Here is a 16,943-nt window from a genome sequence, read left to right as displayed (position 1 = left end):
CACACGGCCCGACACCCCGCGCATGTCGATCAGTCACGGTGCGTAGCACGGGCCCGTTCGTCGGCCTCCCCGCCCGCGCCGACCAGCCCGATGCGCATCCCCTGGAGCCGGGGTCCGAACCGCCGCATCTCGCGCTGCCCGACCGTCCCGACGAGCGCCGGCAGACAGCCCCGTACGCCCTGCATCCCGCGCAGCCACCACTGCCCGTACACATGGCTCGACCGGCGTTCGATCCCGGCCACGATCCGCTCCGCCGCGGGCCCGAGCGGATAGGTCCTGTTGGCCGGCCACGGCAGCCGCTGCCGCAACTCCCGCATGGTCGCGTCCTGGTCGGCGCCGCGCACCATGTCCGTGTCGGTCCAGGACAGATACGCCACCCCGACCCGCACCCCCCGGTGGCCGACCTCGGCGCGCAGGCTGTGCGCGTACGCCTCCACGCCCGCCTTGGAGGCGCAGTACGCCGTCATCATCGGCGCCGGGGTGAGCGCGGCGAGCGAGGCGATCTGGAGCAGATAGCCGCGGCTCTGAGCGAGCACGGGCAGGAAGGCACGGCCGGTCACCGCCGAGCCGATCAGGTTGACCTCGATCACCCGCCGCCAGGCGTCCGGGTCGGAGTCGGCGAACGGACCGCCGGTGGCCACACCGGCGTTGGCGACGACGATGTCCACCTTGCCGAAGCGCTCCTTGACCTCACCGGCCACCCGGACCATCGCCTCGTGGTCGGTGACGTCGGCGTACCAGTGGCCGCTGTCGCCGTGCAGCCGCCCGGAGACCTCCTTCAGCGCGTCCGGCTCCAGACCGACCAGCGCCACCTTCGCACCGCGCGCGGACAGTTTGCGGGCGAGCATCTCGCCGACGCCGCGTGCCGCGCCGGTGACGACCGCGACCTGCCCTTCGAGGCCGACCCTGCTCATGCGTCCTCCTTGGCCTGCACGTCCGCACCGTCCACCGCGCCCGCACCCGCACCCGCACCCGCGGCCGTGCCCGTGCTCGGGCCCATGTCTGTGCCTCTGGCGTCCGCCGTACGTGCCGTTTCCGCAGCGCCGTCCACGCCGTCCACGCCGTCCGCGCCGTTCACACCCTTCGCGCCCTTCGCGTCTTTGGACCGCGCCGGGTCGTCGAGGTACGTCGCGACGAGTTCCCGGATCCGGCCGGTGACCAGTTCGGGCGCCTCCACCGGCGTCATGTGGCCGAGTCCGGGCAGTTCGGTCAGGCCGACGCAGTGCGGCAGCGCGGCGACGACGGCCCGCGCGTGCACCGGCGGCGTGAGCCGGTCGGTGGTCCCGGCGACCACCGCCGTGGGCACCGTCAACTCCCGTACGCCGTCGTCGAGATCGAGCCCTTCCAGCACCTGCGACCAGGCGTACCGCGCACCGGGCGGGCAGGCGTGCACGATCCGGGCGCACGCGTCCACCATGTACGGCGCGGAACCGGCACCCATCGTCGCGTACTTGAGGATCCGCCGGGCCGCCGGCGTGACCGGGCCGAGCGGGGCGCGCGAGCCCAGGATGCGTGCCGTGATCCAGGTGCGTGCGCGACCGGCGCGCAGCGGCACGATGCGTGCCTCCGCGACCAGCCGCGAACTGCCCGTGCTGCACAGCAGGACGGCGGCGGTGTGCTCGCGGAAGCGGGGCCGCGTGGCCGCCGCCAGCACCGTCATGGCGCCCATGGAGTGGCCCGCGACCACGGCTCGTTCGCCCGGCGCGAGCGTCCGGTCGAGCACGGCCTCCAGGTCGTCGGCGAGCGCCCGGGTCGAGCAGACGGGGTTCGCCGGGCTGCGCCCGTGGCCCCGCTGGTCGTAGGCGATGACCCGGTGGTCCGCCGCCAGGTCCCGGATCTGGGCCGCCCAGAAGGCGGTCGAGCAGGTCCAGCCGTGGGCGAGGACGACCGGCGGCGCGCCCTCGGGGCCGTGCACCTCGGTGTGCAGCCGCGCGCCGTCGGCGGAGACCACCGTCAGCTCGCGGGCGGGCGTGGGCGGCGCGTAGGGGCCCGCGGTCACGTGCGTCGGACGGCTCACGCCCCCACCTCCACCGGGGCCGTCGCGCGGGCGGGTACCCGCAGGACCTCGTACTCGGCGAGGTCCACCCGCCGGGTGGCACGCCGCAGCTCCGTCGTCGTACCGGGCCAGATGGTGGTGTTGCGGCCGCTCGCGTCCAGGTACCAGCTGGTGCAGCCGCCGGTGCTCCACACGGTGCGCCGCATCCGCTCCTGGACCCGCTCGTTCCAGGCGCGCACGGCGCCGGGGCGGGCGTCGAGGGCGGCCCGGCCGCCGAGGACGTCGAGCTGACGCAGGAAGTCGGCCATGTAGTTCAGCTGGGACTCGATCACCAGGATCATGGAGGAATTCCCGAGGCCGGTGTTCGGCCCGATGATCGTCATCCAGTTGGGGAAGCCGGCCGCGGAGGCGCCGCGCAGCGCCTGCATGCCGTCCTGCCACGCCTGGGCGAGGGTCCTGCCGTCCGCGCCGACGACCCGCTCGGCGATCGGCATGTCGGTGACGTGGAAGCCCGTCCCGAGGACGATCGCGTCGACCTCGGCCTCGGTGCCGTCGGCGGCGACCAGGGTGGCGCCCCTGACCTCGCTCAGCCCGCTCGCCACCACGTCGACATTCGGCTGGGCGAGGGCCGGGTAGTAGGAGTTGGACAGCAGGATCCGCTTGCAGCCGATCCGGTAGTCGGGGGTGAGCTTGGCGCGCAGCGCGGGGTCCTTGACGGCGCGGGCCATGGTGCGCTTGGCGAGGTGCTCGACCGGGCCGAGTTCGTTCGGGTGCTTGGTGAACGCCTGCACCTGTAGTTCCCGGATGCCCCACAGCAGTCCGCGCCGGGCCTGCGCGGTGATCGGAAGGTGCCGGTGCAGCCAGCGCTCGGCGCCGGTGATGGCCCGGTCGACGCGCGGCAGCACCCACGGCGGGGTGCGCTGGAAGAGGGTCAGCCGGGAGACGAGCGGCTGGACGGCCGGCACGATCTGGATGGCGGAGGCGCCGGTGCCGACCACGGCGACGCGCTTGCCGCGCAGGTCGTAGTCGTGGTTCCAGCGGGCGGAGTGGAAGACCTCGCCGGGGAAGGAGTCGAGCCCCGGGATCCGCGGGATCCTGGGGTCGGCCAGCGCCCCGGCGGCGGAGACGACGACGTCGGCGCTGAGCGCACCCCTGCTGGTCTCGATCTCCCAGCGCAGTTTCCCGCCGTCCCAGGCCATCCGCCTCACCTCGGCGCCGAAGCGCAGGTGCGGGCGCAGCCGGAAGGTGTCGGTGACGCGCTCCAGATAGGCGCGGATGTGCTCCTGCCCGGAGAAGGCGCGCGGCCACTCGGGGTTGGGCGCGAAGGAGAAGGAGTACAGGTGGGAGGGTACGTCGCAGGCGCACCCGGGATAGTCGTTGTCCCGCCAGGTACCGCCGACGCTGTCCGCCCGTTCCAGGACGACGAAGTCGGTGATCCCCTCGCGGCGCAGCCGCACGGCCGCGCCGAGGCCGCCGAAACCGGACCCGATCACCGCCACCCGTACATGCTCGTGCTGGGCCATCCCGCAGCCTCCCGGCATCGCAACGGATTCTGCCAGTGAACACTGGCACGATGGGAGCGTAGGACAGCCCCGTACCGATGGGTAGGGGTCGGGCGAAGGAAAGTTACCGGCGGTACGCCCTAGGCTGCCCCTGTGGCAGCAGACGGTGGACGAAGCGGCGGACAGGGCGGCGGCCGTCAGGGCGGCCCCCGCGAGTACCGCATGGAGAAACTGGCCCGGCTGGCCGGCATCACGGTGCGCACCCTGCGCTTCTACCGCGAACGCAAGCTGATCCCGCCGCCCCGCCGCGAGGGCCGCATCGCCTGGTACGACGACCAGCACCTGGCCCGGCTGCGCACCATCTCGGCGCTGCTGGAGCGCGGCCACACGCTCAGCGGCATCGCGGAGCTGGCCGACGCCCTCGACCACGGCCGCGGCGTCGCCGACCTGCTCGGCGTCGACACCCCCACCGAGGAGGAGCCGGTCCGCCTCACCCCCGAGGAACTGGCCGCCCGCTTCGAGGGTGAGGTCACCCCGGAGAACCTGGCCGCCGCCCTGGAGCTGGGCTATCTGGGCACCGACGGCAACGAGATCGTGCACATCAGCCGCCGCCTGCTGGACGTGTCGTCCGCGCTGGTCCGTGAGGGCATCCCGCTCGCCGAGGTGCTGGCGGCGGGCAAGCGGGTACGCGAACACGCCGACGCGCTGGCCGACATGTTCGCCCGGATGGTGCTGCGCCACGCCCCCGAGGACGACCTGGAACGCCTGCGCCCGCTGGCCCGCAGCGTGGTCGAGGCGGAGTTCTCCCTGGCGCTGGACAGGCGCCTGCACAAACGGGACTGACGGCACCGGGCCGGAGCGGGGCGGGCCGGAGCGGGGCGGGGCGGGGCGCGGGCCGCGGGGAAGCAGGCGGCCGCGGAACCCCGCCTACAGGTCGTGAACGGCCTCAGGCCGCAGACGGCCTACAGGTCGTAGACCACCGTCACCGGCGCGTGGTCCGACCAGCGTTCGGCGTGCGTGGCCGCCCGTTCCACGTACCCCTTGACGGCCTTGCCCGCGAGCCCCGGCGTCGAGACGTGGTAGTCGATCCGCCAACCGCTGTCGTTGTCGAAGGCCCGCCCCCGGTACGACCACCAGGTGTACGGCCCCTCGGTGTCGGGGTGCAGGGCCCGCACGACGTCGGCGTACCCGCCGTCCGCCGGGTCGAGGACCTGCGTCAGCCAGGCCCGCTCCTCGGGCAGGAAGCCGGAGTTCTTGGTGTTGCCGCGCCAGTTCCTGAGATCGCTGTTCTGGTGGGCGATGTTCCAGTCGCCGCACACGACGACCTCCCGCCCGCCAGCGGCGGCCCGCGCACGCAGCGCCTTCAGATGGGCCAGGAACTCGTCCATGAACCGGATCTTCTCGTCCTGCCGCTCGGTGCCCACCTCACCGGAGGGCAGATAGAGGGAGGCGACGGTGACCCCGGGCAGATCGGCCTCGACGTACCGGCCGCTCGTGTCGAACTCGGCCGAGCCGAAGCCGACCTGGACGCGGTCGGGTTCCCGCCGGGTGTACAGGGCGACGCCCGCGCGCCCCTTGGCGGCGGCCGGGGCCTGCACGACGTGCCAGCCCTCCGGCTGCCGTACGCCCTCGGGCAACTGCTGCGGCTCGGCGCGCACCTCCTGTAGGCAGAGCACGTCCGCGGAGGTCCCGGCGAGCCACTCCACGAATCCCTTCTTCGCGGCGGCCCGCAGCCCGTTCACATTGACAGAGGTCACAGTCAGCACCAGGGCACGATACCGGCACACTGTACGAGGCCCACGTCCACATTCTGCATAGAAGTACGATGCCTAGCATGCTTATACGTCGCGTCCCCTTCGACCACCCCGACGCCGTCAAGCTCAACGACGAAGTCCAGGCCGAGTACCACCTCCGCTACGGCGACGGCGGCGACGCCACCGTCCTGGACGCCCTGGACTTCACCCCGCCGAGAGGTGTCTACCTGATCGCCTACGACGACGGTGGCCGCCCCGTGGCCACCGGCGGCTGGCGCAGCCAGGACGCCAACGGCCAGGGCAACGAGGACGGCGACGCCGAACTCAAGCGCATGTTCGTGATCGAGCAGATGCGCGGCCGCGGCCTGGCCCGCCGCATCCTGGCCGCCCTGGAGGAGGACGCACGCGCGGCCGGCCGCGTCCGCATGGTGCTGGAGACGGGCACGGCACAGCCGGAGGCCATCGCCCTGTACACCTCCAGCGGCTACGAACCGTGCACCAAGTTCGGCTACTACCGCCACCACGAGTCCAGCCTCTGCTACGCGAAACCCCTGTAGCCGGACGGTCCGTCCGACGGCCCCCGCTCAGCCGTGCCGGTGATAGACCTTGTTGGCGATGCGCCAGCACCCGTCGGCGCGCACCAGCAGGAAGACGTCGGTGAACGTGTCCGCGCCGTGCCGGAGCGTCATGGCCGCGGTCGCGACGGTGCCGTGGACGTCGACGGCGTCGATGCGGCGCGACCGGGTCGCCTCGTCCAGCGCGGGCCGGCCGGAGAAGAGGGCGCAGTACTCCTCCAGCCGCCACGAGACGAAGACGCCGTCCCGGACTCCCTCAACGTGGGCGGTGGGCAGGAACGCGTCGCGGAAATGGGCGGGGTCGCCGGTGGCGTGCCCGCGGGCGTAGGCGCGCAGCGGCACGAGCACGGCCTCACCCACGGCGGGATCCGGGCCGGGAACGGCGACGGTGTGTGCTGTGGTCATGCGGGCCAGAGTGGTTCACCTCCGACTCTGCGACAAGCGCAGATTTCGCAGCCCTCCCCTGCCGGACGCGCATACCGGCTGGACATACTGGCGCCATGGAACTGACCGTGTGGCGAACCTTCGTGACCGTGTGCCGACTCGGATCGCTGTCGGCGGCGGCCGTCGAGCTCAACCACACGCAGTCCGCCGTCTCCCGGCAGATCGCCGGCCTGGAGCGGCAACTCGGTGTGTCCCTCATCGAGCGCCACGCGCGCGGTGTACGCCCGACGCCCGCGGGCGAGGCGTTCCACCACCACGCCCTGGCCACACTCGACGAGGCCGACCGCGCCGTGCGCGCCGCCCGCGACCTGCGCGACGGCGCGTCCGAACGGCCGCTGGCCGTCGGCGCGACGCCCTCTCTGGCCGCGGGGATCGTCCCCGAGGCCGTCCGGCGGATGCTGGAGCGGGCCGGGCCCGTCCGGTGGAGCCTGTTCCCCGGGCTGAGCGAACAACTGCACCACCGGGTGACCGCCGGCGATCTCGACGTCGCCGTCGTCACCGACGCACCGCCGGGCTTGCCCAACGACCCACGTGTCGAACGCCGGTTCCTCGGGCTGGACCACATGGTCGTCGTACTGCCGGCCGGTCACCGGCGGGCCGGCCGCGGGCCCGTGTCCATCCGGACCCTGGCCGACGAGACCGGGGTCGAGGACAACGACGGCTCGGCGGCCCTGCTGCGCCGGCACGCGGCCCGTGCCGGAGTCACCGCCCGTGTCGACCTCACCGCGGCCGACTTGCCCGGCAAGCTGGCTCTGGTCGCAACCGGCCACGCCATCGCCCTGATCCCCGGGCTCCTGACCTGCGCGCTGCGGCCCGACGTCACCACGGCGGCCCTCGTCGATCCCCCGAGCCGCGGCATCTACACGATCACCCCCCGCCGCGCCCCGCACCCGTCCGCGGCACCCCTGCTCGACCAACTGGCGACGGCCTTCGCCCCGGCCGGCCCCACCCGACCCGGGACACGGACCTGACGCGATGGCTGGTGGACTCTCCTGGTCCCAAGGCCCGCACGACGGCGAACACCTTGCGCGAACACCTTGCGCGAATGCCTTACTTGGGCTGCTCGTGCCGGGTGAACGCGGCGATCAGGCTGTGGACCGGATTGTCGTCGGAGTCGGTCCCGTGCGCCTCGAAACCTTCGAAAGTGACCACCTCGGCGCTGCGGGAGAACGTGGCCTGCTCGTATTCGGTGAGTGCGGCCTCGGTGTCGTCGGGGTGTGCGGCGAGGGCCTTGCCGAGTTCGGCGCCGTCGAGCATGGCCAGGTTGGCGCCTTCGCCCTTAGGGGCCAAGAGGTGGGCGGCATCGCCGAGCAGGGTCACTCCCGGCACCCGGTCCCACCGGTGCCCGGTCGGCAGGGCGTAGAGGGGGCGCAGGACCGGCGCGATGTCGCTGTCGGTGATCAGCGCGGTGAGTTCCGGCGCCCAGCCGGCGAACTCCTGCGCGATCCTGGCGGTGGCCACGGCGGCATCGGCGAAATCGATGGCGGCGAACCATTCCTGCGGCTCGGACAGTTCGACGTAGGCATGCAGGGTGTCGCCCCTTTCCCGGTGGGCGAAGATCTCCCGGCCCGGCTTGGGCGCGATCATCGACCCGCCACCGACCGCTTTCGCGGTGGCCGGGTGCCGGGTGTCGGCGTCGAACAGGTAGGTCTCGACGACCGACTTGCCGGTTTACCCGGGTGTGGTGGCGGAGGGCAGCGGCCGGACCCGTGACCACGCGCCGTCCGAGCCGACCAGCAGGCCGGTGACGACGGTGCTGCCGTCGGCGAACGTCACCGCGTGGCGGCCCTCGCCGAGCGTACGGGTGCTGCTGACCTTGTGCCCCCACCGGGCGGTGCCGGCCGGGAGCGAGTCGAACAGGATCTGTCGCAGCTCACCGCGTAGCACCTCGGGGCGTCCTCCGGTGCCGTCGTCGGCCTTGTCGAACAGGACGGTCCCGTCCGGGGCGAGGACCCGCATCGCTTGACGGCCCTCCAGAATGAGGCCACGGAACTCGTCCATCAAGTCGGCGGATTCGAGGGCGAGTTGTCCGTTGTAGTCGTGGATGTCGAGCATCCCGCCCTGCGAACGCGCAGCCGGGGAGGACGCCGCCTCGTTCCCCGTTCCGTCGAAGATCGTTCCCCGGCAGCGAGGGCAGCGGAACCGCTCGCCCCTCGATCGGCCATTCTCAAGAGGTACGTGACCTGTCCGCTGCCCTGCGCCCCTCTTCCGGGTGATGGCGCCATGGAGAGTTTCGAAGTAGTTTCAAAGTTATGGGTATCGAGAACGCAGCCGTGAACTTCTCCGAGCTGGTGAACAAGAACAAGCAGACGCTTGCCCGGCTCCAGGAATCGCCGAGACTGCTCCTGCACCGTAGAGACGGCGAGGACCTGGTCCTCACCACCGCGGCGCGGGCCGAACAGGACCAGACGGTGGTGTCGGCAGCCACCCGGATACTGGCCGCGATGGCGCGCCGGGAGCCCGGCAGCATGGAACTGCTCCTCGACATACTGCCGGACGCGTTCCCCTGGGTCCGTTTCCTGCCCGAACCCGATCTCCACGCCTTCGCCGTCGAACTGGTCGACACCACGCGCGCCGCCGACTCGCTCGGCAACAGCGCGTCCGTCGCCCAACTGCTCGTCGCCTGGCAGCACACCGCCGAGGTCTACTCCGACCCCGAACTGCTGGCCGCACTGACCCGGGACCACAGCGAAGACTACGGCCCGGTACCGGACCCGCGGGACGTCGCATGACCGCGGGTCGCGGCGACCGCGCCGCACCCCCGGCACCGGACGGCCAATGGGAGGTCCGCTTCGCCGACGCCGCCTCGGCCAAGGGCTGGGAGAGCCTCGCCCAGCAGGCCCGCGAGAACACCTACCGCGCCTGGACGACCATGCGCACCGCCCCCAGACCTGCCACGGAGACACCCCGGCACCACCGCCTCAAGGGTGGTCTGGCGCACGGAATCCACCGCGGACAGACCTGCGAGCAATGGCAGATCGAGGTGACCGGCGGCGGCCGCATCTGGTATCTCCTGGACACCGCCCGCGACACCTGCTGGATCACCTTCGCAGGGACCGGGCACCCGCGAGCCACGGATCGCCGCTGATCCGGCACAGAAGACGTTTCCTGTGGCCTTGAGTCCACGGTGACAGTGATCCGACGGGTCAGCCGATGTGGGTGGTGTCAGCGTCCCGGGACTCCGAGCTGACGTGCTGCGGCGTCGACGGTCTGCGAGAGCAGGACGGCGATGGCCATCGGCCCGACTCCGCCGAGGACGGGAGTGATCAGGCGGACACGGGTTCGGGCAGTGGCGAAATCCACGCGTCGCCGACGTTGCCCGGGTTGTACCCGGCATCGATCACTACCGCGCCCGGTGTGACGTCCTCACCGCTGATCGACCGACAGACCACACCCGTCACCCCCGGCAACCCGGGGGTGGCCGTCCTGCGCTCAACAGAGAAAACCGAGTCGTCGACACAGCTGCGCACCACCACCGCCGCCATCCACCACCCCGAACACCCTCGAACAGACCCCGGAAACGACAAAGATCCCGAGCGATCATCATGATCGCCGGGATCTCGTCAACCGACCTTGAGCTAACTCAAGAACAGTCGTGCGTGGACCTGAGGGGATTCGAACCCCTGGCCCCCTCGATGCGAACGAGGTGCGCTACCGGACTGCGCCACAGGCCCTTGCAACGAGTGAAACTTTAGCATCCCCGTCGGGGTGCTTGGTAATCCGTTCCCCGACTGGTCAGGGGCCGGGTTACCGGCTGGTCACACGGTCTTTCGGCCGCTGCCGGACGCCGCTTCGCACGGCCGCACGCACCCGACCGTCGTCGCCGTGCGCCCCGCCATCGACGCTGCCGCGCCCCAAGCCCTCGTGTGCCCCGCCGTCGACGCTGCCGAGCATCCCGGCATCGTCACCACCGCTCGTCGGCCCGGCCGGCGTCACTCGTTGACCGCGCACGGCCGTCACTCGTTGGCCGCGCGCGGCCGTTCGCCGTCCTCGTACTGGTCGAACAACGGCGTGCGCCCGCGCTCGCGGGCGCGGCGGGCGGAAGCGGCCCGGCGCGCGTCACTGCGTCCGCCCGCCGTCGGCTTGTCCTCCGCCGTCTGTGCCGACTCCTCCGTCGGCCCGTCCGGCTCGGCGGACTCCGCCTCCTGCTCCGGGGCCACGGAACTGGACCGCGCCGAACTCCACGCGTCGGGCGCCGCCAGGTCCACGTCGGAGGTGGCGCGCGGCGCGACCGGCGCGGTCACGTACGTGGGCAGCGGCACCGGCACCGGGTCCCAGCTGTCGCCGTGTCCGGGGCGCCGCTGGCGCTCGCGCTGCTGGTCGACCCATTCGGCGTGGTCGGTCTGCTCGACGAGCGCGCGCCGGTCGGCGGCCAGGGTGGAGAGCGCGGGGTCGGCCTCCGGCTCGGGTCCCTCGTCCGCTTCGTCGGCGGTGGCGCCCGAGTCCACGGGCGTACGCCGACGCGGCTGGCGCTCCCTGAGCCGCTGCGCCGCGACCTCGGCCCGGCGCCGGTCCATCTGGTAGGCGAACCGGCGGCGCTCCTGGGCGCGCAGGTACGCGATGTATCCGCTGAGCAGGACCGCGGGCACACCGGGCGCCCAGAGGAAGGCGAGCCCACCGACGGCGGCGACGATCGCGCCGAGGGTGAAGGCGAGGAACAGCAGCACCGTGGTGCGCCGACGGCGCGCGAGCACCTTGGTGCGCCGGGCGCGTGCCGCGGCGGCCTGCGCCGAAGGGGCGTGCCGGGCCGCCGGGGCGCCCTGCTGCGCGGGCACGGCCGGGGACTCGGCCGCTTCGGCGGACGGGGAACCAATCGCGGCGCCGGACGCCGACACCGCCCCGTGCTCACGCGCGGACGCCTGGGAGGCCCCGTGCTCACGCGCGGACGCCTGGGCCGCCCCGTGCTCACGTGCGGGCGCCTGGGCCGCCCCGTGCTCACGCCCGGAGGTCGACGCGGAGGCCGACGCCGCCGCGTGGTCGCGCCCGGAGACCGGCCCGGAGCCGGACTCACGCGCGGACGCCGACACGGACCCGGGCTCGCGCGGTCGTTCGGGGCGTGCCGGCGCCACCGGTTCGGCGTCCGCCCGCACCTGACGGCGGATCCGGGGCATGGCGAAGGCCCGGACGTCCACCGAATCGGTGACGGCGCCGGGAGCATTGTCGGTGTCGGGCTCCCCCTCGCGGGCGGAGCGCGACCGCAGGTCCTTGGCGTATCGGCGCTCCATCCCCGCCCGTCCGGACAGCAGCCGGATGGCGGTACTGAAGCGTTCCGTAGGACGGGCCTCGTTCAGCTCGTCCTGCCTACGGAGCCACATCGGCACCAAGTAGGCGGCCCAGGCCCCGACAATGACTGCGTAGATGAGGCCGCTGCTGCTCACGCCTCACACGGTAGAGGGGTTTGCGTGAGGCCATCTGCCAATTCGGCCGGTGTGTCGCACGATCAGGCTGATACTTCCAGCTTTTTTGCCATCGATGTGATCAGCAGACGGCCGTTCCCGTGAATTTCATTACCCCGAGTCGGTCATCCGCCGATCAATTTCGAACACACATTCAATTTCCGCGCTAGCCGGGATTCCCCGGAGCTAGCCGGGATTCCTCGGAGCGTTCTGTGGATTCCAGGGGGCGGATGTGCTCTGCCCGCTCTGGGCGTTCGACACACTCCCGGTATCCGTCGCCGGCCGGGACCGCGCCCGCTCCCAGCGCCCGCGCAACCCCTCCGGGACCTCCTCCGCGGTGAGCGCGAAGACGAGGTGGTCGCGCCAGGCCCCGTCGATGTGGAGATAGCGCGGCCGCAGCCCCTCCTCACGGAAGCCGAGTTTCTCCACGACCCGGCGGCTGGGCCGGTTCTCGGGGCGGATGCAGACCTCGATGCGGTGCAGACCCACGGTGCGGAAACAGTGGTCCACCGCGAGCGCGACGGCCGTCGGCATCACTCCCCGGCCGGCCACCGCCTGGTCCACCCAGTAACCGATGTGCGCCGAGCACATCGATCCCCAGGTGATCCCGGCGACCGTCAACTGCCCCACCAGCCGCCCCTGGTACTCGATGACGAACGGCAGCATCCGGCCCGCGTTCGCCTCGGACCGCAGATGCCGGACCATCTGGCGGTAGGTCGGGCGGTGGGTGATCGGGCCGCTGGGCGTGGGCGGCGGAATGGTCGCTTCCCACGGGCGCAGCCAGTCCCGGTTGCGCCGGTTCACCTCGCGCCAGACACGCTGGTCGCGCAGCCTTATCGGTCTCAGGACGACCTCGCCGTCCGTCAGCACCGCGGGCCAGGACGGGCTGTTCAGCTCACACCCCCTGGGGGTACTTCCCCGGCTGCCGCCGGGGGCATTCCCACCCCGGCCCCTCGGGCACCGGGGGAGGGTCTGGAATTCTCCTCGCCCGCCTGCTCGGACGACGCGGCGGGCTGCGCGGAGCCCGCGTCCGGCCGGGGGTGGTCACCGCCGCGGATCTGGTCCACGGCGTGGACCAGCAGCGGCTCCAGGACGGCCAGCCCGTCCTTGACCCCGCCACCGGACCCGGGCAGGTTGACGATCAGTGTCCCGCGCGCCACTCCGGAAAGCCCCCGCGAGAGCGCCGCGGTCGGCACCTTCTCGCGTCCGAACGCCCGGATCGCCTCCGCGATGCCCGGCACCTCGCGGTCGATCACCTCGCGGGTCGCCTCCGGCGTGCGGTCGGTGGGCGAGATGCCGGTGCCGCCGGTGGTGACGACGACGTCGTACCCGGCCTCCACCGCCGCCCGCAGCGCCGCCTGAACGGGATCCCCGTCCGGCACCACCTGCGGCCCGTCCACGGCGAACCCGAACCGTTTCAGGCCCGCGACGACAAGGGGCCCGCCACGGTCCTCGTAGACACCGGCGGCGGCGCGGTTGGACGCGGTGACGACCAGCGCGCTGTACGGAGCGGTCAGCGCGCCGCCGAGGAACGGCCCGCCGCTCATGCCCGGCTCCAGTCGCCCGACTTGCCGCCCGTCTTCTCCTCCACCCGTACGTCCGTGATGACCGCTCCCTTGTCGACCGCCTTGACCATGTCGATCACGGTGAGGGCGGCCACCGACACCGCGGTCAGGGCCTCCATCTCGACGCCCGTACGGTCCGTCGTCCTGACGGTGGCGACGATCTCGACGGCGTCGTCCGCGACCGACAGGTCCAGTTTCACACCGGACACCGACAGCGGGTGGCACAGCGGGATCAGATCCGGGGTGCGTTTGGCGCCCATGATGCCCGCGATGCGCGCGGTGGCCAGGGCGTCGCCCTTGGGGACGCCCGCACCGCGCAGCAGCTCGATCACCCGGGGCGAGACCAGGACGCGTCCACTGGCGCGGGCGGTGCGCGCCGTCACGTCCTTCCCGGATACGTCGACCATGCGGGCCGCGCCCGCCTCGTCGATGTGGGTCAGTCGGTCCTGCGTACTCATGCTGTGTGGCGGCTTCCGGTCGGGTCCGTCGGGGTGCGGCGCACGGATGTGTCGTGCGCGACACGGTACCGCCAACTCGCGGTGCGCAGCGGAGCGGGACCGCGGCCCGAGCGCTCGGACCGGCCGGGCCGTACGGCGTTGTCGTCGTCCACGGCGGCATCGTGACCGCTCCCGCGGTTTCCCCGCGTCTCTCGGGCCGCTGCCGGGCCGTGGCGGGCCTCGCTCGCCCCGCCCCGGGTACCCGCTCAGCGGAGCAGGATCACCTCGACCTCGGCGCCCGGTTCGACGGACGTAACGTCCTCGGGGAGGACGATCAGTGTGTCGGCGTGCGCCAGGGCCGCGACCAGGTGGGATTCGGCGCCGCCCACCGGCGTCACCGCGCCGTCGGCGTAGGTGCCCCGCAGGAACTGTCTGCGGCCCTTGGGGGAGCGGAGCGGCGCGTGAGCCGTGAGGGTCGCCCGGACCCGGGGCCGGTGGACGTCCTCCAGTCCCATCAGGGTGCGGATGGCGGGGCGGACGAACAACTCGAAGGAGACGTACGACGAGACGGGGTTGCCGGGCAGGGCCAGCAGGGGGGTGTGGTCGGGGCCGATGGTGCCGAAGCCCTGAGGCTTGCCGGGCTGCATGGCGAGCTTGCGGAACTCGACGCCGCCGCCCGCCTCGTCCGCGTCGCCGACGTCCGACAGCGCCTCCTTGACGACGTCGTAGGCGCCGACGCTGACGCCGCCCGTGGTGACCAGCAGGTCGGCGCGGATCAGCTGGTCCTCGATCGTGGCGCGCAGGGTCTCGGCGTCGTCGGCGACGGCGCCCACCCGGTAGGCGATGGCGCCGGCGTCGCGGGCGGCGGCGGTGAGGGCGAAGCTGTTGGAGTCGTAGATCTGGCCGCTGTCGAGCTGCTCGTCCGGCTGGATCAGTTCGCTGCCGGTGGACATGACGACCACGCGCGGGCGCGGGCGTACGCGTACGGTGCCGCGGCCGATGGCGGCGAGCAGGCCGATCTGCGGCGGGCCGAGGACCGTGCCGGCCTCCAGGGCGCGGTCACCGGCCCGTACGTCGCTGCCCTTCGCGCGCACGTGCGCGCGTGGCTCGGCGGAGCGGTACACCCGCACGTGCCCGGCGGCGCCGTCGGGGGCCAGGCTACGGGCGCGCATCCCGGTCGCCGGGCCCTCGCCGAGGCCCCCGTCGGTCCACTCCACGGGGACGACGGCCTCGGCTCCGGGCGGCAGCGGGGCGCCGGTCATGATGCGGGCGGCCTGGCCGGGACCCACCCGGACCAGGTCCGCAGCGCCGGCCGCGACGTCCCCGACGACCTCCAGGACGGCGGGAAACTCCTCGCTCGCGCCCGCGACGTCCGTCACCCGCACCGCATACCCGTCCATGGAGCTGTTGTCGAACGGCGGCAGTGAGACCGGCACCATGACGTCGTCGACGAGGACGCAGCCGAGGGCGTCGAGCAGTTGCAGCTCGATGGGCTCCAGGGCGCGGACGGTGGTGAGGATGTCCTCCAGGTGGTCGTCCACCGACCACAGGCGGTCCGGGTCGGCGGTGCGGGGCGCGGCACTGGTCAAATCGCTACATCTCCTCGGCTACGTAACTGCGAAGCCAGGTCCGGAACTCCGGGCCCAGGTCTTCACGTTCGCATGCGAGTCTGACAATGGCACGCAGGTAGTCGCCACGATCGCCGGTGTCATAGCGGCGGCCCTCGAAGACGACGCCGTGCACGGGGCCGCCGGTCTTCTCGTCCTGGGCGAGCTGCTGGAGGGCGTCGGTGAGCTGGATCTCGCCGCCGCGGCCCGGCTCGGTCTGCCGCAGTATGTCGAAGACGTGCGGGTCGAGGACGTAGCGGCCGATGACCGCGTAGTGCGACGGCGCGTCCGCCGGGTCGGGCTTCTCGACCAGGCCGGTGACCTTGACGACATCGGCGTCGGCGGTGGTCTCGACGGCCGCGCACCCGTAGAGGTGGATCTGCTCGGGCGCGACCTCCATGAGCGCGATCACGCTGCCGCCGTGCTGCTCCTGGACCTCGATCATGCGCTTGAGCAGGGGGTCGCGCGGGTCGATCAGGTCGTCGCCGAGCAGGACGGCGAAGGGCTCGTGCCCGACGTGCGGGGCCGCGCACAGGACGGCGTGACCCAGCCCCTTGGGGTCGCCCTGGCGCACGTAGTGCATGGTCGCGAGGTCGCTGGACTCCTGGACCTTGGCGAGCCGCGCCGCGTCGCCCTTCTTCTGAAGAGCCGATTCCAGCTCGTAGTTGCGGTCGAAGTGGTCCTCCAGGGGGCGCTTGTTGCGTCCCGTGACCATGAGGACGTCATCGAGCCCAGCCGACACGGCCTCCTCGACCACGTACTGGATCGCCGGCTTGTCCACGACCGGCAGCATCTCCTTGGGGGTGGCCTTGGTGGCCGGCAGGAACCGGGTGCCAAGACCTGCTGCGGGAATGACAGCCTTACTGATCCTGGGGTGCGACTGAGTCATGCGCGCAACCTTATCCGGTGCCTTTGCCAGGAAACTGGGGCTCCGGTTAATTCGCTCCCATATGAGCACATTAAGAAGGATGCGAGAACGATCCGTGGAACACGAAGGACGCCCGGCCGACCCTGACAAGCGGACGTTGCGACTACAGCTCCTCACGGTGAGGAACAGGTTGACGGCGGATGACATCGAGGAGGCCGGTGCCGCGCTGGCCGGGTGGGCACTGAAGCTGCCGGAGCTGGCGCGGGCCCGCACGGTGGCAGCGTACGTCTCCGTCGGGAGCGAGCCCGCGACGCGGGCGCTGCTGGACGCGCTGCACGCGCGCGGTGTGCGGGTCCTGCTGCCCGCCCTGCTGCCGGACCAGGACCTGGACTGGGGCGCGTACGCCGGGGAGGGCTCCCTCACCCAGGTCCGGCACGCCGGGCGGATGACGCTGCGCGAACCCGCGGGGGACCGGCTGGGCCCGCAGGCCGTGACGGGTGCCGACGTCGTCCTGCTGCCCGGCCTCGCGGTCGACGCGCACGGGATGCGGCTGGGCCGCGGCGGAGGCTCGTACGACCGGGTGCTGGCCCGTCTGGAGCGCGCGGACGCGCACCCCGCCCTGGTGGTGCTCCTGTACGACTCGGAGGTCGTCGAACGCCTTCCGGCCCAGGAGCACGACCGGCCCGTGCACGCCGTCGTGACGCCGTCCGGCGTGCGCCGCTTCAGGACCGGCTGACGGCGGCGGCCCGCGGGCTTCGCCGGGATCGCCGCGGCACAAGGGAAGGGCCCCGCTCACGCG

General features: G+C 72.5%; 16 protein-coding genes, 1 tRNA gene and 3 pseudogenes. 6 read left to right on the top strand and 14 right to left on the bottom strand.

Annotation, left to right across the window (positions count from 1 at the left end; all coding sequences use genetic code 11):
• Positions 1-29: 29 nt before the first annotated feature.
• The 3 genes from ACFC09_RS24560 to ACFC09_RS24550 are packed head-to-tail and all read right to left on the bottom strand — an operon-like array spanning position 30 to position 3,519.
• Positions 30-914 (bottom strand): SDR family oxidoreductase, encoded by an 885-nt coding sequence (locus ACFC09_RS24560; RefSeq protein WP_376531962.1) that lies wholly within the window; start codon positions 912-914, stop codon positions 30-32.
• Positions 911-2,017, bottom strand: coding sequence for an alpha/beta fold hydrolase (locus ACFC09_RS24555; RefSeq protein ID WP_376531960.1), 1,107 nt, complete (start codon positions 2,015-2,017; stop codon positions 911-913). Before ACFC09_RS24555 ends, ACFC09_RS24560 begins: the two co-directional genes overlap by 4 nt.
• Positions 2,014-3,519 (bottom strand): flavin-containing monooxygenase, encoded by a 1,506-nt coding sequence (locus tag ACFC09_RS24550; protein WP_376531958.1) that lies wholly within the window; start codon positions 3,517-3,519, stop codon positions 2,014-2,016. Before ACFC09_RS24550 ends, ACFC09_RS24555 begins: the two co-directional genes overlap by 4 nt.
• Before the next feature lie 201 nt (positions 3,520-3,720).
• Here ACFC09_RS24550 and ACFC09_RS24545 point away from each other — a divergent pair, with 201 nt between their 5' ends.
• Positions 3,721-4,341 carry a MerR family transcriptional regulator gene (locus ACFC09_RS24545; protein ID WP_376532131.1) on the top strand — a complete coding sequence of 207 codons (621 nt, stop codon included), beginning with the start codon at positions 3,721-3,723 and terminating at the stop codon, positions 4,339-4,341.
• 119 nt (positions 4,342-4,460) lie between these two features.
• Here ACFC09_RS24545 and ACFC09_RS24540 read toward each other — a convergent pair whose 3' ends face one another.
• The gene (locus tag ACFC09_RS24540) at positions 4,461-5,264 is read right to left on the bottom strand and encodes an exodeoxyribonuclease III (RefSeq protein WP_376531956.1); all 804 of its coding nucleotides are present in this window, start codon (positions 5,262-5,264) and stop codon (positions 4,461-4,463) included.
• A 68-nt stretch (positions 5,265-5,332) separates the two neighbouring features.
• Here ACFC09_RS24540 and ACFC09_RS24535 point away from each other — a divergent pair, with 68 nt between their 5' ends.
• On the top strand, positions 5,333-5,809 hold the full coding sequence (locus ACFC09_RS24535) for a GNAT family N-acetyltransferase (protein WP_376531954.1): 477 nt from the start codon (positions 5,333-5,335) through the stop codon (positions 5,807-5,809).
• Positions 5,810-5,836: 27 nt separating this feature from the next.
• Here ACFC09_RS24535 and ACFC09_RS24530 read toward each other — a convergent pair.
• Positions 5,837-6,187: pseudogene (locus ACFC09_RS24530) on the bottom strand (nuclear transport factor 2 family protein); the annotation flags it as partial.
• A gap of 140 nt (positions 6,188-6,327) precedes the next feature.
• Between ACFC09_RS24530 and ACFC09_RS24525 the strand changes: the two are divergent.
• Positions 6,328-7,242, top strand: coding sequence for a LysR family transcriptional regulator (locus tag ACFC09_RS24525; protein ID WP_376531952.1), 915 nt, complete (start codon positions 6,328-6,330; stop codon positions 7,240-7,242).
• A gap of 79 nt (positions 7,243-7,321) precedes the next feature.
• On the opposite strand, the pseudogene ACFC09_RS24520 reads toward ACFC09_RS24525, so the two are convergent.
• Positions 7,322-8,365 (bottom strand): annotated as a pseudogene (locus ACFC09_RS24520) (FAD-dependent oxidoreductase); the annotation flags it as partial.
• Between the two features lie 158 nt (positions 8,366-8,523).
• On the opposite strand from ACFC09_RS24520, the gene ACFC09_RS24515 reads away from it, so the two are divergent.
• Together ACFC09_RS24515 and ACFC09_RS24510 are read left to right on the top strand one after the other, a co-directional pair.
• Positions 8,524-9,003 carry a hypothetical protein gene (locus ACFC09_RS24515; RefSeq protein WP_376531950.1) on the top strand — a complete coding sequence of 160 codons (480 nt, stop codon included), beginning with the start codon at positions 8,524-8,526 and terminating at the stop codon, positions 9,001-9,003.
• A complete protein-coding gene (locus ACFC09_RS24510) occupies positions 9,000-9,359 on the top strand; it encodes a hypothetical protein (RefSeq protein WP_376531948.1) in 360 nt (119 codons plus the stop codon). Before ACFC09_RS24515 ends, ACFC09_RS24510 begins: the two co-directional genes overlap by 4 nt.
• A gap of 77 nt (positions 9,360-9,436) precedes the next feature.
• On the opposite strand, the pseudogene ACFC09_RS24505 reads toward ACFC09_RS24510, so the two are convergent.
• The 8 genes and pseudogenes from ACFC09_RS24505 to galU form a co-directional block, all read right to left on the bottom strand.
• A pseudogene (locus tag ACFC09_RS24505) lies at positions 9,437-9,654 on the bottom strand (bifunctional 5,10-methylene-tetrahydrofolate dehydrogenase/5,10-methylene-tetrahydrofolate cyclohydrolase); the annotation flags it as partial.
• Between the two features lie 217 nt (positions 9,655-9,871).
• Positions 9,872-9,945, bottom strand: a tRNA-Ala gene (locus tag ACFC09_RS24500).
• Between the two features lie 282 nt (positions 9,946-10,227).
• Positions 10,228-11,649 (bottom strand): gephyrin-like molybdotransferase receptor GlpR, encoded by a 1,422-nt coding sequence (gene glpR / locus ACFC09_RS24495; protein WP_376531946.1) that lies wholly within the window; start codon positions 11,647-11,649, stop codon positions 10,228-10,230.
• A 204-nt stretch (positions 11,650-11,853) separates the two neighbouring features.
• Entirely contained in the window at positions 11,854-12,537 is a 684-nt protein-coding gene (locus tag ACFC09_RS24490; protein WP_376531944.1) for a GNAT family N-acetyltransferase, read from the bottom strand.
• A gap of 20 nt (positions 12,538-12,557) precedes the next feature.
• Positions 12,558-13,214: a molybdenum cofactor biosynthesis protein B gene (locus ACFC09_RS24485; protein WP_376531942.1), complete on the bottom strand. Its 657-nt coding sequence runs from the start codon at positions 13,212-13,214 to the stop codon at positions 12,558-12,560.
• Entirely contained in the window at positions 13,211-13,690 is a 480-nt protein-coding gene (gene moaC / locus ACFC09_RS24480) for a cyclic pyranopterin monophosphate synthase MoaC (RefSeq protein ID WP_376531940.1), read from the bottom strand. Before moaC ends, ACFC09_RS24485 begins: the two co-directional genes overlap by 4 nt.
• A 245-nt stretch (positions 13,691-13,935) precedes the next feature.
• On the bottom strand, positions 13,936-15,258 hold the full coding sequence (gene glp, locus ACFC09_RS24475) for a gephyrin-like molybdotransferase Glp (RefSeq protein WP_376531938.1): 1,323 nt from the start codon (positions 15,256-15,258) through the stop codon (positions 13,936-13,938).
• A 4-nt stretch (positions 15,259-15,262) separates the two neighbouring features.
• The gene (galU, locus tag ACFC09_RS24470; protein ID WP_376531936.1) at positions 15,263-16,165 is read right to left on the bottom strand and encodes a UTP--glucose-1-phosphate uridylyltransferase GalU; all 903 of its coding nucleotides are present in this window, start codon (positions 16,163-16,165) and stop codon (positions 15,263-15,265) included.
• 79 nt (positions 16,166-16,244) lie between these two features.
• On the opposite strand from galU, the gene ACFC09_RS24465 reads away from it, so the two are divergent.
• On the top strand, positions 16,245-16,880 hold the full coding sequence (locus ACFC09_RS24465; protein WP_376531934.1) for a 5-formyltetrahydrofolate cyclo-ligase: 636 nt from the start codon (positions 16,245-16,247) through the stop codon (positions 16,878-16,880).
• The last annotated feature ends 63 nt before the right edge of the window (positions 16,881-16,943 follow it).

Origin of the sequence: Streptomyces sp. NPDC056161, from assembly GCF_042268025.1 — a bacterium.
Lineage (GTDB): Bacteria > Actinomycetota > Actinomycetes > Streptomycetales > Streptomycetaceae > Streptomyces.
This window is presented reverse-complemented; position numbering and strand designations above follow the sequence as displayed.